General features: G+C 65.4%; 13 protein-coding genes. 4 read left to right on the top strand and 9 right to left on the bottom strand.

All coding sequences use genetic code 11. The features are described 5' to 3' along the window. Nucleotides 1–74: 74 nt before the first annotated feature. Both BHD08_RS12985 and BHD08_RS12980 read right to left on the bottom strand, forming a co-directional pair. A complete protein-coding gene (locus tag BHD08_RS12985) occupies nt 75–1,859 on the bottom strand; it encodes a GspE/PulE family protein (RefSeq protein ID WP_125022707.1) in 1,785 nt (594 codons plus the stop codon). Between the two features lie 105 nt (nt 1,860–1,964). Next, nucleotides 1,965–3,329 carry an inorganic triphosphatase gene (locus BHD08_RS12980; RefSeq protein WP_125022705.1) on the bottom strand — a complete coding sequence of 455 codons (1,365 nt, stop codon included), beginning with the start codon at nt 3,327–3,329 and terminating at the stop codon, nt 1,965–1,967. Between the two features lie 113 nt (nt 3,330–3,442). Between BHD08_RS12980 and BHD08_RS12975 the strand changes: the two genes are divergently transcribed. From BHD08_RS12975 to argA, 4 genes are all read left to right on the top strand, one after another. Continuing rightward, on the top strand, nt 3,443–4,120 hold the full coding sequence (locus BHD08_RS12975) for a TIGR00153 family protein (protein WP_015278654.1): 678 nt from the start codon (nt 3,443–3,445) through the stop codon (nt 4,118–4,120). 38 nt (nt 4,121–4,158) lie between these two features. Beyond that, nucleotides 4,159–5,424 carry an inorganic phosphate transporter gene (locus BHD08_RS12970; protein ID WP_015278653.1) on the top strand — a complete coding sequence of 422 codons (1,266 nt, stop codon included), beginning with the start codon at nt 4,159–4,161 and terminating at the stop codon, nt 5,422–5,424. Nucleotides 5,425–5,553: 129 nt separating this feature from the next. After that, nucleotides 5,554–6,714 carry an acetylornithine deacetylase gene (gene argE, locus BHD08_RS12965; protein ID WP_015278652.1) on the top strand — a complete coding sequence of 387 codons (1,161 nt, stop codon included), beginning with the start codon at nt 5,554–5,556 and terminating at the stop codon, nt 6,712–6,714. Between the two features lie 39 nt (nt 6,715–6,753). After that, on the top strand, nt 6,754–8,052 hold the full coding sequence (gene argA / locus BHD08_RS12960) for an amino-acid N-acetyltransferase (protein WP_015278651.1): 1,299 nt from the start codon (nt 6,754–6,756) through the stop codon (nt 8,050–8,052). A 34-nt stretch (nt 8,053–8,086) separates the two neighbouring features. On the opposite strand, the gene BHD08_RS12955 is transcribed toward argA, so the two are convergent. The 7 genes from BHD08_RS12955 to bcsA form a co-directional block, all read right to left on the bottom strand. Continuing rightward, entirely contained in the window at nt 8,087–9,823 is a 1,737-nt protein-coding gene (locus BHD08_RS12955; protein WP_015278650.1) for a CocE/NonD family hydrolase, read from the bottom strand. 209 nt (nt 9,824–10,032) lie between these two features. After that, entirely contained in the window at nt 10,033–11,610 is a 1,578-nt protein-coding gene (gshA, locus tag BHD08_RS12950; protein WP_015278649.1) for a glutamate--cysteine ligase, read from the bottom strand. Nucleotides 11,611–11,720: 110 nt separating this feature from the next. Further along, nucleotides 11,721–12,110 (bottom strand): PaaI family thioesterase, encoded by a 390-nt coding sequence (locus tag BHD08_RS12945; RefSeq protein WP_015278648.1) that lies wholly within the window; start codon nt 12,108–12,110, stop codon nt 11,721–11,723. Nucleotides 12,111–12,112: 2 nt separating this feature from the next. After that, nucleotides 12,113–14,446 carry a Tex family protein gene (locus BHD08_RS12940; protein ID WP_015278647.1) on the bottom strand — a complete coding sequence of 778 codons (2,334 nt, stop codon included), beginning with the start codon at nt 14,444–14,446 and terminating at the stop codon, nt 12,113–12,115. A 96-nt stretch (nt 14,447–14,542) separates the two neighbouring features. After that, nucleotides 14,543–18,004 (bottom strand): cellulose synthase complex outer membrane protein BcsC, encoded by a 3,462-nt coding sequence (gene bcsC / locus BHD08_RS12935; protein ID WP_125022703.1) that lies wholly within the window; start codon nt 18,002–18,004, stop codon nt 14,543–14,545. Nucleotides 18,005–18,010: 6 nt separating this feature from the next. Further along, nucleotides 18,011–20,233: a cellulose biosynthesis cyclic di-GMP-binding regulatory protein BcsB gene (bcsB, locus tag BHD08_RS12930; RefSeq protein ID WP_125022701.1), complete on the bottom strand. Its 2,223-nt coding sequence runs from the start codon at nt 20,231–20,233 to the stop codon at nt 18,011–18,013. Beyond that, nucleotides 20,230–22,827, bottom strand: a complete 2,598-nt coding sequence (gene bcsA, locus BHD08_RS12925; RefSeq protein WP_125022699.1) for a UDP-forming cellulose synthase catalytic subunit — start codon at nt 22,825–22,827, stop codon at nt 20,230–20,232. The genes bcsB and bcsA overlap by 4 nt, the downstream gene beginning before the upstream one ends. Between the last annotated feature and the right edge of the window lies 1 nt (nt 22,828).

Genomic DNA, 22,828 nt, shown 5'->3' with positions numbered 1-22,828 from the left:
GCACCGATCCACCGGACGGTGTTGTGGTGGACGTAAAAAGCGCCATCCACCCTACAAACGCCTTGAGCCTTCGGCTATTTCTGCTCGCTTTGCGGCGTCACCCGTAGCACTTCTTCGACGGTAGTCAGGCCGGCTGCGATCTTCTGCGCGCCGGATAGACGGAGGCTGCGCATACCGTCCTTGAAGGCCTGACGGCGCAGGGCGACGATGTCGGTGTCGGCAGTGATCAGCGGCTTGATCGCATCGTTGAGCAGCATGATTTCGTAAACACCGGCACGCCCGCGGAAGCCCGTGTCGCGGCACTCCAGGCAACCCACCGCCTGCTGTGCGGTGGTCGGCAGCGGGGCATTCCAGGGTTTGGTCAACGCGCTCCAGTCGTCTGCATCGAGCTGCATCGGCGCCTTGCAGTGCGGGCAAAGCGTACGCACCAGGCGCTGGGCCATGACCCCGAGCAGCGTCGCCTTGAGCAGGTAGTGCGGCACACCCAGTTCCAGCAGGCGGGTAATGGCGCTGGGCGCGTCATTGGTGTGCAGGGTGGAGAGCACTAGGTGACCGGTCAGCGCGGCCTGGATGGCCATCTCGGCGGTTTCCAGGTCACGGATCTCGCCGATCATGATGATGTCCGGGTCCTGGCGCATCAACGCGCGCACGCCGCTGGCGAAGGTCAGCTCGATATTGTGCTGCACCTGCATCTGGTTGAAGGCGCCCTCGATCATCTCGATCGGGTCCTCGATGGTGCAGACGTTCACCTCCGGTGTCGCCAGCTGCTTGAGCGTGGTGTAGAGCGTGGTGGTCTTGCCCGAACCGGTCGGCCCGGTGACCAGGATGATGCCGTTGGGCTGGCTGGTCATGCTCTGCCAGCGGCGCAGGTCGTCGGCGGAAAAGCCCAGCTGGTCGAAGCCCTTGAGCAGCACCTCGGGGTCGAAGATGCGCATCACCATCTTTTCGCCGAAGGCGGTGGGCAGCGTCGACAGGCGCAGCTCGACTTCGCCGCCATCCGGCGTCTTGGTCTTGACCCGGCCGTCCTGCGGCTTGCGCTTCTCGGCGACGTTCATCCGGCCGAGGGACTTCAGCCGGCTGACCACCGCCATCGTGACCTGCGGTGGAAACTGGTAGACGTTGTGCAGCACGCCATCGATGCGAAAGCGCACGGTGCCCTGCTCGCGTCGGGGTTCGATGTGGATATCGCTGGCGCGCTGCTGGAAGGCGTACTGGAACAACCAGTCGACGATGTTGACGATGTGCGAGTCGTTGGCGTCCGGCTCCTGGTCGCTGGCGCCGAGGTTGAGCAACTGCTCGAAGTTGCCGACGCCGCTGATCTTCTGGTCCGTGCCGCTGGCGCCGCTGACCGACTTGGCCAGGCGATAGAACTCGACGGTGAAGCGCTGAATGTCGCTCGGGTTGGCCACCACGCGCTTGATCGGGCGCTTGAGCACGTGGGTCAGGTTGGCTTCCCAGCCATGCATGAAGGGCTGGCTGCTGGCGATGGTCACGGCGCTGCTGTCCACTGCCACGGCGAGTATGCTGTGGCGCTGGGCGAAGGCGTAGGACATCAGCGGCGTGACCGCGGCGACGTCGATCTTCAGCGGGTCGATGCGCAGGTACGGCTGGCCGGCGCGCTCTGCGAGCCAGACGGTCAGTGTTTCCAGATCGAGCTTCTTGCCGGGCCGCTGCAGATCGTCGAGCTGCTGCGCGGCGAGGAATTCCAGCGGATGCTGCTGGTTGGCCACTGCGCTGCGGCGGACCGTCAGGCATTGCTCGGCGCTGTCCTGTGCAACCCGCCCCTGGGCGACCAGCTCGCGCAACAGATCGTTGAGATCGAGTGGACGGTCCTGGGCGGGGGCGTTCAACACGGACATGGGATTCCTTCGATGCGGCGGCGGGAAAATCCAAGCTTGCCGCTAAATGCCCGGCGTTGTCTGCCGCCGGGATTCAACTTTGTGCAGCCTGCTCGGTCCTGCCGTTTATTTCTCCAGCAGCTTCCAGGCCTTGAGCGTCCAGACCAGGTGCGCCTGCTCGACGCGCCGCTCCAGCGCGTCCTCGACCAGTGATTGCCGGGCCAGTTCGTGCAGTTTGGCCAGCTCGCCGTACAGACGATCGACCTCAGGCAGCTCCAGCACGCCGCGGGCGAGGTGCAGCCAGACCAGCAGACGCTCCATGCGCGGGCTCTGTTCGGCGAGGTCCTCGGGCTGCTGCTGGTAACGCGGCAGTTGCAGCGCCTTGGCTTCTTCGGCCAGCAGATGCAGCAGCCACTTGCCCAGTTCGGCCGCACCCTGACGATCGCCGCGGGCGTTGCGGCCTTCGGTCCAGCTGCGTTGCAGCAGCCACAGCGAGGTTTTCAGCGACAGCAGGCCCCAACGGGTCTGGCGCAGTTCTTCGGCGAACTGTTCCGGCGCCGCCTTGCGCACGCCCTCGTCGTCCTGGCCGGCTTCGACTCGTGGGCGCCAGTCCTGGATCAGCGCGTCGAGGAGCTCGCGCAGTTCACGGCTGCTGGCGCGCGGGGCGGCCTGGCCGAGGCTGCCGAGCAGCGCGCGCAGTTCGATCAGCTGCTGCAGCCACTCGCCGAGCAGTTTCCAGCGGCCATTGAAACGGTACTGTTCGGCCAGGCGCTGGCTGTTGCCCAGCAGCTGCCAGCCCAGCGCGACCACCGCGTCGTCCAGCGGCATAACGACATCGAGTTCCGGCGCCGGCAGCTGGAGGTTGTAGCCATCGGCGTCGTGCAGGCGATAGCCGCGTTCAGCCTTGCTGATATCGCAGGGCATCAACGGCAGGTCGGCAGCGAGCTCGGCAGCCAGCTCCAGCAGCGCTTCGGGATCGCCCTGGCGCAGCTCCAGTTCCAGCTCGCAGATTTCCTCGGACTGTTTGCCGGCCTTGACCTGGCCCAGGTCCAGCGCGGCCTCGATGATCACCTTGGTCTTGCCACGGCCCCAGGCGATCTCGGCCTTCTCGCGAACGAAATCGGTGGTGAAGATCGGTTTCAGGGTCTTCTTGTCCAGTTCGGCGAGGCTGGCCGGCCAGCAGTCGTCGCCGAGCTTCTTGGTATCGAGCTTGGCCTTGTCCAGATACCAGTCCCATTCGTTGCGCTCGGAAAGGCCTGCGACACTTTGACCGCGGCTCTTCAGGGTCTGGATGAACTGCTCGCCATCGCGACGCAGGCGCAACGCGACGCGGGCCTGGGCGAGCGCGCGGTCTGCAGTGTCGTAGTACTGGTTGAACAGCTCATGGCGCGACCAGCCGCTCTTGTTGCGCTTCTTCAGCAACGGGTGTTCGCGCAGGGCGAGCAGGGTTTCGCGGCTGGCGCGTAGCTTGATTTCGGTTTCTTTCTGCATGATGCCGACTGGGTGCCTATGATGTGTTGGTGTTGCCGCCTGATGACACACGGTAGCAGGCGTGATGGCCTGTCCGTATACTTGCCGCCTCTTTCAAGCCGGGGCTTTACCCTATGCCAGTCAATCCTTTCGTCAGCTTGTTCGGACGTTCGCCAATCGGCCCGATGCAGCAGCATATGGCCAAGTCGCATGAGTGTGCGGCGAACCTGGTACCGCTGTTCCAGGCGGTCATGGCCGAAGACTGGGAGAAGGTCGAGCAGATCCAGCAGCAGATGGCGCAGCTGGAAAACGAGGCCGACAAGCTGAAGAAGAGCGTCCGCCAGCACCTGCCGAAAAGCCTGTTTCTGCCGGTGCCGCGTTCCGATCTGCTTGATCTGCTGAGTGTACAGGACAAGATCGCCAACCGTGCCAAGGACATCGCCGGCCTGATGCTGGGTCGCTGCATGACCATCCCGCAGCCGCTGCAACCGCAGATGCTGGCCTATGTGCAACGCACCGTCGACGCCAGCGCTCAGGCGCTCAAGGCGCTCAAGGAGCTGGACTCGCTGCTGGAAACCGGCTTCAGCGGCCGCGAAGCCACTCTCGTCGAAAAAATGGTCGAGGAGCTCGAGGAAATCGAGCGTGAAACCGACCGCATGCAGATCACGGTTCGCCGTGCGCTGTTCAATCTGGAAAAGGATTTGCCAGCAGTCGACGTGATCTTTCTCTACAAGATCATCGAATGGATCGGTGATGTAGCCGACCGCGCCGAGCGCGTCGGCAACCGTCTGGAACAATTGCTGGCGCGCTAAGGCGCCAGCGTCCTTTCTGGGTTCAACAGGTAATTCTTATGTCCTTTATCGCGGATTACGGCTTCGTACTCCTGGTGCTCGCCTGCATGTTCGGTTTTTTCATGGCCTGGGGCGTGGGCGCCAACGACGTGGCCAATGCCATGGGCACCTCGGTAGGCTCCCGCGCGCTGACCATCAAGCAGGCGATCGTCGTGGCGATGGTCTTCGAGTTCTGCGGTGCGTATCTGGCCGGTGGCCAGGTCACCGAAACGATCAAGAGCGGCATCGTCGACGCTTCGGCCATTCCGCCGGAACTGATGGTGCTGGGCATGATGTCGGCACTGCTGGCAGCCGGTACCTGGCTGCTGATCGCCTCGATCAAGGGCTGGCCGGTATCGACCACGCACTCCATTGTCGGTGCGGTGATCGGCTTCGCCGCCGTCGGCATTTCCGTGGATGCGGTGCACTGGAGCGGCGTCGGCCCGATCGTCGCCAGCTGGGTCGTCTCGCCCATGCTCTCGGGCACCATCGCCTTCGGTCTGTTCATCAGCGTGCAGCGCCTGATCATCGATACCGATGAGCCGTTCCAGAACGCCAAGCGCTTCGTCCCGCTGTACATGTTTCTCACCGGTTTCATGGTCGCGCTGATGACGCTGTCCAAGGGCCTCAAGCACATCGGGCTGGATCTGAGCAGCGGGCAGAGCTTCATGCTGGCAGTGGGCGTCGGTGCACTGGTGATGCTGATCGGTGTCGCCTTGCTGACGCGGATCAAGGTCGATGTGGAGGCCGACAAGGCGTTCCACTTCTCCAGCGTGGAGAAGGTCTTCGCCGTACTGATGATCTTCACCGCCTGTTCCATGGCCTTCGCGCATGGCTCCAATGACGTGGCCAATGCGGTTGGACCGCTGGCGGCGGTGGTTGGTGTGCTGCAATCGGAAGGCGCTGCTGTCATCGGCGCCAAGGCCGCTGTGCCGGGTTGGGTGCTGCTACTGGGCGCCGTCGGTATCGTCATCGGTCTGGCGACTTATGGCTACAAGGTGATCGCCACCATCGGCAAGCAGATCACCGAGCTGACGCCGAGCCGTGGTTTCGCCGCCGAACTGGCCACCGCCACCACCGTAGTTGGTGCCTCGGCCATCGGCCTGCCGGTTTCCACCACCCATACGCTGGTCGGTGCGGTGCTCGGTGTGGGCATCGCTCGCGGTATCGGTGCGCTGAATCTGGGCGTGGTCGGCAAGATCTTCATGTCCTGGCTGGTCACCCTGCCGGTGGGGGCGGGCCTGGCCATCGTGTTCTTCCTCATTCTGCGCGCCATCTTCACCTGACGCCTCGCGCCGCTCGTGACTGCCGAAACGCCCCGTCGATCTGACGGGGCGTTTTCGTTTGCGGGTCCCGCCGTGGCGCGTTTCATGCTTCACTGCAGGCTCGTTACGATTGCATCACGGAGGTAAGCGGTGCCTATTCCCTCGTTCAAGGAGCAGTTCGCGCAGCTCCTCGCGGCACCTTCGGTCAGCTGCACACAGCCCGGCTGGGACCAGAGCAATCGTCCGGTGATCGAGCTGCTCGCGGCCTGGCTCGGTGAGCTGGGCTTTGCCTGCGAGACGCCGGAAGTGGCGCCTGGCAAGTTCAACCTGCTGGCCAGCTACGGCAGCGGTCCGGGCGGTCTGGTGCTGGCCGGGCACAGCGACACCGTGCCGTTCGATGCCGGGCTGTGGACCTCCGATCCGCTCAAGCTGCGCGAGGCCGACGGCCGCTGGTACGGCCTGGGCAGTTGCGACATGAAGGGTTTCTTTGCCCTGATCATCGAGGCAGTGCGGCCGCTGTTGGAGCAGCCGTTCCGCCGTCCGTTGCTGATTCTCGCTACCTGCGATGAAGAGAGCTCGATGTCCGGGGCCCGTGCCCTGGCCGAAGCCGGCCAGCCGCTCGGCCGTGCGGCGGTGATTGGCGAGCCCACCGGCCTGCGCCCGGTGCGTCTGCACAAGGGCATCATGATGGAGCGTATCGACATCCTTGGGCAGAGCGGCCATTCGTCGAATCCGGCCTACGGCCACAGCGCTCTGGAAGCGATGCATGGCGTGATGGGCGAGATGATGACGCTGCGCCGGCAGTGGCAGGGCGAATACGATAATCCGCTGTTCGACGTACCCAAGCCGACGCTCAATTTCGGCTGCATCCATGGCGGCGACAACCCCAACCGTATCTGCGGCCAGTGTTCGCTGGAGTTCGACCTGCGCCCGCTGCCGGGCATGGATCCGCAGCAGCTGCGAACGATCATCCGTCAGCGCCTGCAGCCACTGGCCGAGCAGCACCAGGTGAAGATCGACCTGGCGCCGCTGTTCCCGGCCGTGCCGCCGTTCGAGCAGGCCGCGGAAAGCGAACTGGTGCGCCTCGCCGAGCGCCTGACCGGCCACCGTGCCGAGGCGGTGGCGTTTGCCACCGAAGCGCCTTATCTTCAGCAGCTCGGCTGCGAAACGCTGGTGCTGGGCCCGGGTGACATCGCCTGCGCGCACCAGCCCGACGAGTACCTGCAGCTCGACCGCATCGAGCCGACCCTGCAGCTGCTGCGCCGGATGATCGAGCACTACTGCCTGCAGCCGCAGACCGCCCCGAACTGATTACTTTCAGACGAACAAGACCGCCACGAAGGCTTTTCCATGCACGACTACGTCACCTGGCTTCGCGACTCCTCGCCCTACATCAATTCGCACCGTGACCGCACCTTCGTCGTCATGCTGCCGGGCGATGGCCTGGAGCATGCCAATTTCGCCAACATCGTCCACGACCTGGTGCTGCTGCACAGCCTCGGCGTGCGCCTGGTGCTGGTGTTCGGCTCGCGGCCGCAGATCGAGGCGCGCCTGGCCGCGCGAGGCATCGAGCCACGCTTCCATCGCGATCTGCGCGTCACCGATGCGCCGACCATGGAATGCGTGATCGACGCGGTCGGCCAGCTGCGCATTGCCCTGGAAGCGCGCCTGTCGATGGACATGGCGGCCTCGCCGATGCAGGGCGCGCGGCTGCGCGTGGCTGGTGGCAACTTCGTTACCGCGCGGCCGATCGGCGTGCTCGATGGCGTCGACCTGCACCACACTGGCGAGGTGCGCCGTATCGACCGCAAGGGCATCGGCCGGCTGCTGGACGAGCGCACCATCGTGCTGCTCTCGCCACTGGGTTATTCGCCGACCGGCGAGATCTTCAACCTGGCCTGCGAAGACGTCGCCACCCGTGCGGCCATCGATCTGCAGGCCGACAAGCTGGTGCTATACGGTGCCGAGCCGGGCTTGCTTGACGAAAGCGGCAAGCTGGTCCGCGAACTGCGACCGCAGCAGATTCCGGCCTATGTCGAGCGCCTCGGCAGCCAGTACCAGGCCGAGTTGCTCGATGCCGCTGCGCAGGCCTGCCGCGGCGGTGTGCGGCGCAGTCATGTGGTCAGCTATGCCGATGACGGTGCGCTGCTCAACGAGCTGTTCACCCGCGACGGCGGCGGCACGCTGGTGACCCAGGAGCAGTTCGAACAGCTGCGCGAGGCCACCATCGAGGACGTCGGCGGGCTGATCGACCTGATCACTCCGCTGGAAGAGCAGGGCATTCTGGTGCGGCGTTCGCGCGAGGTGCTGGAGCGGGAAGTCGAGCAGTTCAGCATCGTCGAGCGTGACGGGTTGATCATCGCCTGCGCGGCGCTCTATCCGATCGCCGACTCGGACGCTGGCGAGCTGGCCTGTCTGGCAGTCAATCCCGAGTACCGCCACGGTGGTCGCGGCGACGAGCTGCTCGAACGCATCGAGGAGCGCGCACGCAAGCTCGGGTTGAAGAAACTCATCGTCCTCACCACCCGTACCGCCCACTGGTTCCGCGAGCGCGGCTTCGAGCCGATCAGCGTCGATCGCCTGCCAGCAGCGCGCGCCTCGCTGTACAACTTCCAGCGCAACTCGAAGATCTTCGAGAAGCCGCTCTGAACCGAAGGCGGGGCCCATGGCCCCGCCTTTTTCGTCATCGCAGCGGCAGTTCGACCGTCCCGCTCAGCTGCACCGCGCTCGGTACACGGGAGAAGCTCAGCGTGTACTGCGGATGGAAGCCGTAGAGCATCAGCCCCACCTGATCGCCGTGGTTGAGCCGCGTGCTGACAGCGATCAGCTCGGTCTGCCGGCTGCCAACCCCGCGCAGCGGCAACACCTGATCGTTCAGCAATTCGGTGCGGCCGCTGCCCATGCGCTTCACACCGATGCCGACGAACAGTCGTGGGTCGAGCTTGCCCAGACCCTCCACTTTGAGATCTGCCAGGGGAATGCCTGCCAGAGTCTGTTCGCCGCTGGCCTGGTACAACGGTACGAAGCGCGGTGCCGTGCCGAGTTCGGCGATCAGATGCGGCGGCAGTGTGGTGACCAACTCGGTGAGGATCTTGGTGACCTGATCCGGGCTGCCGGAACCGATGCCGCTCAGCGCACCGAGCAGCACGCGCACCGCGTCTGCCGAGATGCGGCTGAGGACGTCCGACAGCGTCACCGGGTCTAGCTTGCGCAGCAGGTTCAGCACCAGATCGATGGACGGCGGACCGACCAGCAGACTGCCGCTCTGCGCGGCGAAGCGCTGGCCGCCGCGCATGACCTCATCACCTACCACGCCGTGCTCGTTGCCTTGGGTGAAGCAGACCCGCGGCATCTCGATGCGTTGTTGCAGCTTGCGCAGCTTGCCGTCGAGGAAGCCATACGCCAGATCAGCGACCTGATAGTCCTGCTCGCCGCAGCGTACCTGGGCGGCCACCGAGCCGATCTGGCCGATCTGCAGGCCCGGCAGCACGTGGCCGCCGTCGGACATCAGCAGATAGGCATCATTGCCGGCCTCGCGCAGGCAGTTGTAGTTCCACACCGCCTCGTTGCCGTTGAACAGGGTGTCGTTGATGCCCTGAATGATGAAGGCATCCACCCGCGGCGCGTTCGCGCCACAGAATGCCCCGAGACCATGTCCGGCCAGGCGCTGGCGGGTGCTTTCGTCGACGCTGCCGCCCAGCGACTGGGCGTAGGCCTGGGTGACCCAGGGCGCCTGGTCGTTGATCGCGATGGCGCTGAGGAAGGTCAGCCAGAGGGTTTTCGGCACGGTGCCGGGCGTCAGGCTGTAGGACAGGTCATTCCAGGTGATCATCGGGACCAGCGCATCGAAGCGTGGATCGACACTTGCGCCGATCAGCTGGAAGCCGCCGCCGTAGCTCAGGCCGATGCCACCCACCAGCGGATCACCCCGCAGATAGGCCAAGTGGGGCGTCAGCGCGCCCTCGGCCCAGTCGAGCAGGGTCTTGATGTCGCGTCCTTCGATCTGTGGATCCTGAACGTTGGCCCGCCCGCCGCTTTCGCCGAAACCGCGCTGGTCGAAAGTCATGACGAAGTAGCCGTTCTCCCAGGCCTTGCGTGCCGTGGCGGTGAGCGAATCGCTTTCGCTGAGATCGGTGGAACGACTGCCGCCCCAACCATGGCTGTACATCAGCAGCGGCGCGGCCTGGCCTTTGCTCAGTGCGGGCTGGAAGACGGTAACGGCTATCGGGGTGCCATCGAAGGATGTGATGGTCAGGTCGTAGCGCAGGGCCGACAGAGCCGGCCCGCCGCCACTGATCGCACCGGCGATCGGTGGGCTGGCGGCGTCGACGGTTGCAGGCTGGCTCAAACCCAGCAGGCTGCCAAACAGCACGGCAACGGATACGCCACGCAAGCGGCGCAGCATTGATTTCAGAGACATGGATGCACCTCTTTTGTTGTTGTTCTGGCTTGTTCGGTCGATCAGGCAGGCGCGGCGAAACGCAGCGGATGCACGCGTGACCGGGATTTAGAGCGAGGCGGGGCGGGGAAAATTTCGTCGAGCGGCATCGCCGCGCGGGGCAGCCCACGCGGCACTAGAAGCTAGAGCGTCTATGACGCCCTATAAGTCTGGTCGATGATGGCTGGCAGTCAGAGGCTGAGGCTGCGTTGGTATTCGGCGACGAAACTGTCGAAATCCAGCTCGTCCCCGGCTTCCATAGCCGCCTGTCGCTCCAGGGATTGCTGTGCGGCGGCTTCGAACTGCGCCAACTCGGCGGGGCTCGGTGCCCGGCTGCGGAAGTAGTCGGCATGCGCCTGGGTTTGGCGCATGGAGAACTGGCTGAAGCTTTCGCCGCTGCGGCGCAGCTCGTCGAGCACCCGCGCTGACGGCGTCAGGCTGCTGTCGGCGACCTTGGCCCGTTGCTCGGCCAGCGCCGTGGCGTGGCGCGCGTCGCCATGGCTGCGATCGAGGAGAGCGGCGACCTGGGCGATCTCATCAAGCAACTGCTCGGCCCAGTCGCTCAGCTGCACGTTCTCGCCGCAGCGTTGCAGTTCGAGTCCCGGCCGACGACCGTCCTTGACCACTTTGAGGAAATTCTCGGTGGCCACGCTGCATTCGCCGTCGGCCAGGCAGGGACTGTCGTTCAGGGCGCAGAACAGCAGGAAGGCATCGAGGAAATGCGCTTCGCTGGCATCGATGCCCAGCGGCAGGAATGGATTGATGTCCAGGCAGCGTACTTCGATGTACTGGATGCCGCGCGCGCGCAGCGCCTGCAACGGCCGTTCGCCAGTGGCGGTGACGCGTTTCGGGCGAATGTTCGAGTAGTACTCGTTTTCGATCTGCAGCACGTTGGTGTTGAGCTGCTGCCAGTTGCCGGCGGCATCCTTGATGCCCATCGTCTCGTAGGGAGCGTAGGGCGTGGAGACGGCGCGGAAGAGGCTTTCGGTATAGCTGTCCAGATTGTCATAGCAGGGCGTGAGGCCGGCCTGGGCGTTGTTCTGGTAGCCCAGGTCGCTCATGCGCAGGCTGGTGGCGTACGGCAGGTACAGGGTGTCGGCGCCGAGCGTTTCGAGCTGGTGCTGGCGGCCACGCAGGAAGCCGGCATCCAGCGCCGGCGAGGCGCCGAACAGGTACATCAGCAGCCAGCTGTAACGGCGGAAGTTGCGGATCACCGCGATGTAGCGCGTCGAACGGTAGTCCTGCGCCGAACTTGCGTCGCCGTCATCGGCCTGCAACACCGGCCACAGCGCCTCGGGCAGCGAGAAGTTGTAGTGGATGCCGGCGATGCACTGCATGGTCTTGCCGTAGCGCAGGGCCAGGCCCTGGCGGTAGACGTGCTTGAGCCGACCGATGTTGGAGCTGCCGTATTCGGCGATCGGAATGTCCGCCTCGCTCGGTAGCGGGCAGGGCATCGAAGGGCTCCAGAGGAATTCGTCGCCGAGCTTGGCATAGCTGAAGCGGTGGATCGCTTCGAGCTCGGCAAGCGTGTTCTGCGGGTCTTGGTCGGTACCGGTGATGAACTCCAGCAGCGCCTCCGAATAATCGGTGGTGATCTGCGGGTGAGTCAGCGCCGAGCCCAGTGCAGCGGGGTGCGGCGTCATCGCCAGCTGGCCGCGAGCGTCGACGCGCAGGCACTCGCGTTCGATCCCGTGCAGGCATTGGCTGAGCAGTGGCAGGTGGGTGGACTCGGCCAGCAATGCCAGGCGGTGGGAGAGAAGTGCGCTCAACTTGTGGATTCCTTCACGCGACAGTCGCCCCAATATGGGGATGGAAACGCCGCTTCACAAGAGGCGACGTTGCTTCGACCGCTGTCGACGCATGCCGACTCCTTGGGTGGCTAGAGACAGGCGAAGGTCGCCTGGGCCTTGGCGATCAGCTTGTCGCCCTGATGTACCTCGGCTTCCAGCACCTGGGTGCGCCGGCCGCCATGCACCACCCAGGCGCGGCAACGCAGCTCGCCGTCGCTCACCGGGCGGATGTAGTTGACCTTGCATTCGAGCGTGACGCTGTTCGGTGAGCCGTCGCCGAGGCTGTGGCTGGCCTGACCCATGGCGGTGTCGATCAGCGAGAACAACGCGCCACCGTGCAGCTTGCCGTGCAGGTTGCGCAGGCCATCGTGCATGCTCAGGCCGAGCACCGCCTCGCCGTTGCCGACCTGGTGAATCTCCAGGCCGAGCAGGCGGCCGAAGGCGCTGGAGCTGCCCACCGCCTCGACTTGAATGCTCATGCTTACTTCCTCAGCTGCTTGGCGTTGGCGAACAGCGCGGCCATGGCGGCGTTGGCCGGTGCCGGCTTGTCTTCCTTGGCATGGCGCTCGCTGCGCGGTGTGTTGCCCTGCGGCTTGCCGGCGCTGCCGCGCGCCTGGCCACCGCGTGGTCCGTCGGTCTTGGCACCGGGCGTATCGCTCATGCGCATCGACAGGCCGACGCGCTGACGCGGGATGTCCACTTCCATGACCTTGACCTTGACGATGTCACCGGCCTTGACCACCTCGTAGGGGTCCTTGACGAACTTCTCCGACAACGCGCTGATGTGCACCAGACCGTCCTGATGCACGCCGATGTCGACGAAGGCACCGAAGTTGGTCACGTTGGTCACCACGCCTTCGAGCACCATGCCCGGCTCGAGATCGCTGAGCTTCTCGACGCCTTCCTGGAACTCGGCGGTCTTGAATTCGGGGCGCGGGTCGCGGCCGGGTTTTTCCAATTCCTGAAGGATGTCGCTGACGGTCACCAGGCCGAAGCCTTCATCGGTGAACTGCTTGGGGTCTAGACGCTTGAGGAACGCCGAGTCGCCGATCAGCGAGCGGATATCGCGCCCGGTGTCCTGGGCGATGCGCTTGACCAGTGGATAGGTTTCCGGGTGCACCGCCGAGGCGTCCAGCGGGTTCTCGCCATTCATCACGCGGAGGAAGCCGGCGGCCTGCTCGAAGGTCTTCTCGCCCAGGCGCGGCACCTTCTTCAGCTCGCTGCGCGACTTGAACGCGCCGTTGGCATCGCGGAACTGCACGATGTTCTGCGCCAATGTCGAGTTGAGGCCGGAGATGCGCGCCAGCAGCGCGGCGGAAGCGGTATTCACATCGACGCCGACGGCGTTCACGCAATCCTCGACCACTGCATCCAGCGAGCGCGCCAGCTTGAGCTGGGACACGTCGTGCTGGTACTGGCCGACGCCGATGGATTTCGGGTCGATCTTCACCAGCTCGGCCAGCGGGTCCTGCAGGCGGCGGGCGATGGACACGGCGCCACGCAGGGATACGTCCAGATCGGGGAATTCCTTGGCGGCCAGTTCCGAGGCCGAGTACACCGAGGCGCCGGCTTCGCTGACCATGATCTTGGTGAGCTTGAGACCGGGCACTTTCTGGATCAGCTCGCCGGCCAGCTTGTCCGACTCGCGGCTGGCGGTGCCGTTGCCGATGGCGATCAGGTCGACGGCATGCTTGGCGCAGAGCTTGGCGAGGATCGCCAGGGTGCCGTCCCAGTCGTTGCGTGGCGCGTGCGGGTAGACCGTGGCGGTTTCCAGCAGCTTGCCGGTGGCGTCGACCACCGCGACCTTGCAGCCGGTGCGCAGGCCCGGATCGAGCGCCAGCGTCGCGCGCGGGCCGGCCGGGGCGGCCAACAGCAGGTCATGCAGGTTGCGGGCGAAGACGCCGATCGCATCATCCTCGGCCTTGTCGCGCAGCTCGCCGAGCAGATCGGTTTCCAGATGGGTGTAGAGCTTGACCTTCCAGGTCCAGCGCACCACTTCGCCCAGCCACTTGTCGGCGGCGCGGCCCCGGTTGGCGATGCCGAAGCGTTCGCCGATCATGCCTTCGCCGGGGTGCATGCTGCCCGGCGTCTCATCGCCGACCTTGAGGCTGACGCTGAGGATGCCTTCGTTACGGCCACGGAAGATCGCCAGCGCGCGGTGCGAAGGGGTGTTCTTCAGCACTTCGTCATGCTCGAAGTAGTCGCTGAACTTGGCGCCCTCGTTCTCCTTGCCCGGCACCACACGGGCGCTGAGGGTGGCGTTGTGCTTGAGGAAGTCGCGCAGCTTGGCCAGCAGGTCGGCGTCTTCGGCGAAGCGCTCCATGAGGATGTACTTGGCGCCTTCGAGCACGGCCTTCACATCGGCGAAGCCCTTCTCGGCGTCGATGAAGCGCTCGGCTTCCTGCTCTGGTGTGAGGTCCGGGTTGCCGAACAGCGCATCGGCCAGCTCACCGAGACCGGCTTCGAGGGCGATCTGGCCCTTGGTGCGGCGCTTCTGCTTATAAGGCAGGTAGAGGTCTTCGAGGCGGGTCTTGGTGTCGGCGAGGTCGATCTCGCGCTTGAGTTCGGGGGTCAGCTTGCCCTGTTCCTCGATGCTGGCGAGGATCGAGGCGCGGCGCTCGTCCAGCTCGCGCAGGTAGCGCAGACGTTCTTCCAGGTTGCGCAGCTGGGTATCGTCGAGGCTGCCGGTGACTTCCTTGCGGTAACGGGCGATGAAGGGAACGGTGGAGCCTTCGTCGAGCAGCGCCACGGCGGCGGCGACTTGTTGCGGGCGCACGCCCAGCTCGTTGGCGATACGGGAATTGATGCTGTCCATGTGATGTCCTGCGGGCGGAATGACGGCCGGCCGGCCAGAAAAGCGGGCAAGTATAACTGCGCCCGCTTCAACTGGGTCGGTCAGACGGCCGCTTCGTCAGCGGAAGTCCGCGTAGGGCGTCAAGGGTTCGACCGGCAGCGGCAGGTCACCGCGCCAGGGCATCAGGTTGTAGCGCAGGTAGAGCAGCGCGCGGCTGGGGGCGTAGTCCTCGCTTTGCAGCAGGCTGACGCCGCCGCCCAGGACGAAATGATCGGTTAGGCGCCGTTCGAACAATCCCTGCAGTCGATAGCTGATGCCGCGATTGGTCGAGCCTTCGCTTGCGCTATTGGCGATGTCTGGATCGAGCGCTTCCAGCTGGCGTCGGTGCGATCCAAGCGGATAGTCCGGGCCGCCATCGCTTTGCGATACGGACCAGCCGACGCTGCTTTCCAGCAGGACGGACCAATCTTCGTTACGCCAGGCATAGCTCACGGGCACGCTGATGGAGTTGTAGTTCTGCGGGCTCCAGTAACCGCCCTGACCGAGCGTGTAGCCGCTCAGGTCCTTGTCGTAACCGAAGTGGATGAACGTCAGGCCGGTACGCACGCGCTCGCTGGGGCTGTCGACCAGCTTGTAGTAGTAACCGGTCATTGCCGTGGTGCGACTGTTGCGCGCGACATTTTCGCCAAGCAGCCAGTGATAGCCCAGCGAGGCCCAGATGCCATGTGCGCCGCCCTGGTCCCAGCTCAAGCCAAGGCTGCTACCGTTCGCGGTCACCGCGCCCCACTGCTCGCCTGTCATGGGATCCCGGCTGCCGCCATAGGACAGCAGCGAGTTGCTCATCGGTCGGCGCGACGCACTCAGCGACAGGCCCAAAGGCCCGGCGTCGCCCCGGCCGGTGATGCCGCCGTAGAAGTTGTCGATCTCGAAACCCTGGCTCAGGCCCAGATCGGCTTCCCAGCGCTCGTCACGCCAACCGCCTGCCAGCACTGCGGCTTCGGCCTGCTGACGCTTGTCGGCGCATTTGCTGCCGTCGAACGCGCAAGCGCCAAAGGGAGCGTCGCGTTCGAGCGCGCCGGCATCCAGCGCCAGCCGCTCGGCGCGGGCAAAGCTGCGCCCATTTGCTGCCGGCCATTCCACGTGCAGCAGCGTGGTGTCGGTCAGCAGTTCGGAGATGCCCGGGGTGCCGTCGTCGTTGCGCCAGCCGTGGTCATGCAGCAGCGTAACGGTGACATCCTGCTGCCGGTGCAGGTTCGCCACATCGCTGCGCAGGCTGCGGATCAGCCAGTCGTCCGTTTCGTTCTCGCGGGTAGCCTGGGTCAGTTCGGCATTGCTAGCGCCTTCTGGCACCAGTTCAGCATCGGCCATGGCCTTGCGGTAGTAACTCATCGCACGGTCCGGATCGGTCCCGGCCAACAGGCGCGCGGTATCGCGGCGTAGCAGTGGGGCCGGCAGCTCGACCTGAGCCTCAAGGTGTTCGAGCATCTGCAGGGCCTTTGCCACTTCGCCGACGGCCGCCCAGCCATTGGCAAGGCGCCGAACGGCGTTCGGCTGATCGGTGCTGAACTGTGGCGGTGCGTCATGCAGGGCCTGGCTGGCTTCATTCACCTGGCCCGCGGCGAGCAGCAGTTCGATCTGGGCGAGCCGTGCTGCGGAGTTGTCCGGTTCGATGCGTAGCGCGCGTGCCAGATAGGACTGCGCCTCGCTTGGCTCGCCGCGCTCCACCGCCCAGTCGGCCAACAACAGGAGGTCGTCTACCGAATCTCCGAGGCTGCGCAGGCGCTGCTGCATCAGTTCGGTCGCCGCGGTTTCGCGCCCGGCCGCACGCAGCTTGGCTACGCGCGACATGAATTCGCGCCGCTCGACGCGTGTCGCAAGCACGCGGATGTCATCGCTCCAGTCGCTCGTCTTGACCTGCTGCAGGCTGGCCAGGGCCTGGGCATCGCGTTCGGCCGCAGCGAGGTAGAGCGCGTGCGCATAGCGTGTAGTCGGGTCAGCGGGCTTGCGTTCGAGCAAGGCGTCGAAGGTGCTGTCCGCCTCGTAGTAGGCGCCCTGCATACGTAGTGAGTTGGCCAGGCGGTAGGTCAGCCACGGGTCATTCGGATCGAGCTTGCGGGCCTGGCGTAGTGCCTCGATCGCCGCGGGCTGGTCGCCACGCTCCAGTGCCTGGTCGGCTTGCAGCTGATAGCGGGCCAGCAGCAAACCGTTGCGTAGTTCGTTGAATTCCTGGCGCTGGGGCGCTGCGAGGGTTTCGATGAAGTCCAGCGCGCGCTCCGCGGATTCTGCTCGATAGAGGCGCACCAGCCCGCGGATCGCTCCGCCGTTTGCCGGGTCACGCGCAAGCAGGCGCCGATAGGCGATTTCGGCTTCGTCGGTGCGACCTTCGGCTTCGGCGACCTGGGCCAGGCCGAGCGAGGCGAAGGGGCTGTCGGGTTGTTGCCTGAGCGCACGGGTATACAGCGCCGCCGCTTCGCGGGTCCGCTGCTTTTCCAGTGCCTGGTCAGCCTGCTCGAGGGTGAGCCAGTAGCGAGTCGAGCCGATCAGGTCGCTCCACTTGCTCAGGTTGTCGATGTCCGCCTCGTTGTCCTTGGCGCGCTGGAAGTACACCAGGGCTTCCTGGCGATGACCGGGGCGCATGAGGGCAAGGCCCAGGCCGCCAAGCAGTTCAGGATCCTTCGGGTAGCCACGCAACGCGAGGCGGAGTTTGGCTTCGGCGGCTTCGTCCTGCCCCTGATCGAGCAAGCGCAGACCGTCTTGACCGGCCCGCCAGAGCGGGTCGGCGAGCAGGCGCTGTTGCCGCTCCAGGTGTTGCCGGGCGTCACTGGCGAAGCGCCCGTTCGGATAGCGCTCCAGAAACGACTTCCATGCCTTGGGTCCGTTATCGTCGATCTGTCTGGTAGCCAGGTACTCGAACTCCCGCTGTGCCGCGGCGTCGGTCGCCACCGGGTTTCGGCCCAACTCGGCCAGCAATGCCAGCGCCGCCTTGTCCTGCCCATCGGCAAACAGCAGATTCGCCAGCAACTGGCGTAGCTGGGGGTTGCCCGGGTACTCGTCGTCCAGGCGGCGCAACGCATCGATCGCCGACGTGCGCTGCCCTGGCTGGGCGCTGCGCAGGCGCCAGTATTCGACGGCCAGCTCCAGTGTCGGTGGCTGGTCGCCATAGAGGGCTTTGAAGCCCTGCAGCGCGTCACCCGGCCGGCCAGCCAGGGCTGCCAGACGGGCCTGCTGCAGGCGCTGCTGGCCCGCTTCACTGCTCAGCTCTACGAGCATCCGCCCGGTGCGCTCGGCCTCGCTACCGGCAGCGGTCTGCTGCAGGTTCTGCTGCAGCGCCGCCAGCTGCTGCAGGTCTCGCTGGTGCAAGGCAAGCCGCATCTGCGCCAGCGTTGCCTGAGCATGGCTGGGCGCGACACGTTGCAGCCGTGTCAGGGCGTCACGAACCAGCTCGTCACGGTTGACGGCTTCGGCGGCATGTACCTGTGCCAGCAGCCACTGGGCCTGCTCGGCACGATCGGCCGGGATCTCGGCATGGCTCCAGATCGGCAGCAATGCCGCGAGCAGAAGAAGCGGGGGCTTGCGCATGGCGGATTACTCGGCATCGCTCAGGCGGCGCCCGGCAGCCCAGCGCAAGGCCCGCCACAGCACGATGGCGAACAGCACGACACTGGCTGCGGCCAGAAGCGCCAGCAGCACGGGGTGTGCGGAAAGGTGGAACCACAACAGCAGCCACCAGGGCAGCTTGCCCACGTAATAGGGTTCGCCCACGACATGGCTGCTGACGCCGCTGGTGCGAATCAGGGTAACGGCGCCAGCGAAGGCTTCCTGCTTGCCCGAATCGGTCAGCGCATCGCGCAACAGGCCGTAGTCCGTAGGCGTCGAGGCAAGCAGGGCGACGAGACTGCGCTGGGAGTTGAAGGGTGACTGCTGACCGACGACCGCCGCCAGAGGACCGTTGGCGCTCATGCCCAGCTTGCCGCCGGCGGACCGTTCGTCCGTGCCGGCAGCGCCGTGCTGCAACCAGCTGCGTGGCGATTCGAGCAGGAACGGCAGGGAGGCATCGTTGACCAGCTCATTGGGCAGAGGGCCCAGCAGCAACAGGTCGGCGTCGGCCTGCGCCGCAGACTTCCAGTTGTCGGTGATGCGCACGCGGAATGCCGGGTAGCCGGTATGAGAGCCGATCAGAGCAAGGGTATCGAGCAGGGTGCCGACCTGCGCCTCGTCGGGCTGGGCCGAGGTCAGCACCAAGGTCTCGGACAGATCAGCCATCCGGCTGAAGGGGAAGCCGCTGCGCGAGAAGGCCTTCAGGTCCGGCATGGCCATGTAGTGGTGATAGCCCGACAGATCGATCGTCGATTGCTCGTCGATGGCGGCCTGGATGTTGGTCGGCAGGTAGGTCTGGCAGCGATCGCGCTGGGCGTTGCCCAGTTTGCTGGCGAAGTTGAATTCGAAGCGCACCTTGTTGCGCATACCCATCTTCAGCGCAGGCACCAGCAGCTTTTCGCTTTCGGCTGTGGAGTCCGAGGCGAGAACGGTCAGGCGCAGGTTTTCCACGCTGTTGCGGCTGTCGCTGCCCTGCAGGGGGATGCTGCTGATGTACTGATCGTTGACGCTGATGTTCAGGCGGGACTCGTCCGTGGTCACCGGTGGTGTATAGCGATAGCGCGTCTGCAGCGGGATGCCCTGGTTGCGCCAGACGAACAGGTCCGGCGGCAGGTTGACATCCAGTGTGATGGGATAGGGCTGAAGGCCGCTTACCTGCAGTTGCTGCGGGTAGTCGATCAGCTCGGCGAGCTGTACGGCGCGGTCCGTGCGGATCCAGTTGGGGGCGTCGTAAGGCTTGCGTGCCGGCGGTTCGACCTGCTCCAGGCGAACCCGATTTCCGCGCAGCTGGCCGCGATCCAGTGCCAGCGCCGTCGCCGCGACCACCAGATCGTCGTCGTTACGGCCGGTAATCAGCAGCAGCTTGCTGTAGCGGTCCTGCGGATGGTCGATCAGCTCGACGGTCGGCCCTTCCGCTGCTGGATGCTCGGCGAGGAAAGACGGACGACGGTCGTTGGTGGCAAACACCAGCGCTGGTTGCGGACGCTCCTGCGTCGACGGCAGGGCATCGAACAACACCGGAAAGGTCGCGCTTCGCCAGGCGGCCAGGCTGCCGAAATAGGACGAGAGAATGCCTGCGGCCCGCTGCTCGCCAAGGGTCGGCGTGCCGGTGAAGACGACCGGCAGATTGAGCTGCTGGGTGTCGCGCTCGTCGAAGAAGGGCAGCGGGAACCAGGCCAGGTCGCCGGTGACGTCCAGCGCCTGCTCGTGCAGGCTGACCCGGCTCTGACGACCCAGGTTCAGCCACAGGCCGCTGTGCGCGGGGTCTTCGCAGACATCGCTGTAGTGGCCGACGAATTCGATCCGCACCCGGTTGAAATCGCCCAGCAGGTGCGGGTCCAGGGCCAGCTCTTGACGAACACGCTGGCCGACCTGCTCCTGGGTGATCGGCAGCGTGCCCATCAGCTCATCGTTCAGATACACGCGCAGGTGTGACAGCACCGGGATCAGCGCCGGCGATGGCGTGTAGTCCAGGTGCAGGGTGGCGGCGGTGGCTATCCGGTCATGACGCAGGCGGAACTCGACCTGCTCCGCGTTGCGTATGCCAAGCAGCAACTGGTCGCGGGTACGGCCCAGGTCGCTGAAGCTGCGACTGGAGTTCCAGCTCGGCGGCGTGCTGTCGGCGTCGAGGCTCGGCTCAGCGAAGGCGGCAGCGCTGAATGCCCACAGCAGGGCGGTGAGCAGCGTCCGGGAATAGGTTCGGGTGATCATGACGGGGTTACCAGGGATTTAGAGGCTGGAGTACGAGGGCAGTAGCTCAGTAGCCAGGCGGCTAACCGAAGAAACGGGCGAAGGGGTCTGCTCAGGACGCTCGGCAGTTGTTCGTAGAGGCGGTGGTAGCCGCGTCCGCCGATACGCAGCACTTCAATGAAGCTGTGCAGCGGCCGGTCCGTCTCGAAATCCTGGTGGCGGTTCAGCCAGACGTCGGCCCGGGCGAAGGTGCACTGGACCAGGTCGATCTGCTGGGCGAGGTCGAGATTGTCGAGGCGGATGCCCAGGCGCTCGCCGATCTGCCGGGAGGCTCGACCAGGAAACATGAACGAGCGATCCCCGCGCTGAAGGATCAGGGAGACCGGCTGATCCATGTCCACCTTGAGCCCCGCCGGGATCTGCAGGCCCGCACCGCCTTCGGCGAAGTCCAGCAGCGTGCAGGGGTAGGCGTGACCGTTGGCGAGCTTCAGCGAGGCCGGCAGCTGGGCCATGACACGGTGGGCGCGACGTATCTGCCGGACTTCAGATGCGACCGCCACCGCTGCGCCGATGATGAGCAGGTTGTAGATGACCCAGGCGGAGCTGACCAGAACCGTGCCGATTTCGCTGGCCGGGCCGGTGAACAGGCGCCAGACGGCGAATCCGAGACCGGCCACGTTCAAGGCCGCCAGGACCAGGTAGGGGCGCGCGATGCGCCAGTCGAACTGATCGTGATCGATCAGCCCGCCCTTGGCCGTGACGTTGAACTTGCCCTTGCCCGGGTTGAACAGCGCCACCGTGGTGGGCCGCGCGATGTACCAGGCCAGTACCGTCTCGTACACCTCGCCCCAGAACGAATGCCGGTACTCGCCCTGCATTCTGGCACTGGTCAGGCTGGCATGAATCATGTGCGGCAGCACGTAGAGCACGATCATCAGCGCCGGCGCGTAGATGATGTAGGCGTGCAGCAGGAGAAACGCGAGCGGTGCCGTCAGGTAGATCAACCTGGGCAGGCCCGCGAGAAAATGCAGCATCGCATTGGCGTAGCAGAGGCGCTGGAAGATCGTCAGGCCTGGACCGAGCAGCGGGTTGTCGGTGCGGAAAATCTGCGCCATGCCGCGCGCCCAGCGTATCCGCTGGCCGATATGCGCCGACAGGCTTTCGGTGGCCAGCCCCGCCGCCTGTGGCGTGCCCAGATAGGCTGAGTTCCATCCGGCACGATGCAGGCGCAGCGCCGTGTGGGCATCTTCGGTGACGGTTTCCACCGCGAACCCGCCGATGCTTTCCACTGCGTCGCGGCGCAGCACGGCGCAGGATCCGCAGAAGAACGACGCGTTCCACATGTCGTTGCCGTTCTGCACTAGGCCGTAGAACAGCTCGCCTTCGTTGGGCTTGCGACGGAATGAGCCCAGGTTGCGTTCGAACGGATCGGGTGAGAAGAAGTGGTGCGGCGTCTGTACCAGCGCCAGCTTCGGATCGCGCAGGAACCATCCGGTGGTGACCTGGAGAAAGGAGCGCACGGGTATGTGGTCGCAATCGAAGATGGCGATCAGCTCGCTGTGGGTCACGGTCAGCGCATGGTTGAGGTTGCCTGCCTTGGCGTGCTTGTTGTCCGGGCGGACGATGTAGCCCACGCCGACTTCCTCGGCGAACTGCTTGAAACTGTCCCGGCGGCCGTCATCGCAGATGTAAACGTTCAGCTTGTCGCGTGGCCAGTCCAGGCCCAGTGCCGCGAGCACCGTGGTGCGCACGACCGAGAGATCTTCGTTGTAGGTCGGGATGAAAAGGTCGACCGACTGCCAGCTGCCGCTGTCTTCCGGCAGCGGGGCGGGTTTGCGATCCAGCGGCCAGCAGGTCTGCACGTAGCCGAGGATCAGGACGATCCAGGAGTAGGTCTCCGCCACGAGCAGGGTGATGCCGCACGCCAGGTCGAAATAGGAATCCCAATGCAGCGTGGCGGTGTAACGCCACCACAGGTAGCGGCAGGAAATGATGGCTGACAGCACGATCAGCATCAGCACCGCGAAGCGCCCGGGGACGCGCCGGACCAGCAGGGCCAGGCCCCAGAGCAGGAGCACGAAGGTGACCTGCGCGGTATAGCCGAACGGTTCGGTGATACAGAGAATGCCAAGTAGTATGGCCAGTGCGCCGATGGCGATGTTGAACGCATAGCGGACGGGTTTCGATAGGCTGGAAAGCCAGCGCTCGGCCCGTCCGACGCGCGCTTCGGCATTGCGCAAGCCAGGCAGGTCGAACGTCCGCCTGTGCCGCAGGCGCGGCGGCCTGGGCAGCTGCTGCGCGACGCTGCGCAGTCGCTGCCAGGTCGAGCGGAGTCGATCGCCCAGCGAGCGCGCCGGCGCGGACCGGGGCGCGCGGGCGACGAGCAGCCAGATGCTCTGGATGACGATCCGCAGTGGGTCGCCGGCGGTGGGCCGCTTGCCCGCGACGTGCGGATACAGCCTGCTGCGCTCGGCCATGACCCACTGCCAGCCAGGGGCATCCAGGCGCAGCAGCAACCAGGCTGCCATGTAGGCGATCAGCCAGCTCAGCGCGGCAATCGGGCTGGCACCGCGCCGATAGCGGATGTACTGGTAGTAGGTCAGCGGGTTGGGCATA

Source organism: Pseudomonas sp. SCT, from assembly GCF_003864275.1.
Classification (GTDB): Bacteria; Pseudomonadota; Gammaproteobacteria; order Pseudomonadales; family Pseudomonadaceae; genus Stutzerimonas; species Stutzerimonas stutzeri_AE.
Note: the sequence above shows the minus strand (reverse complement) of the source record. Positions and strands in the feature narration are given on the sequence as shown.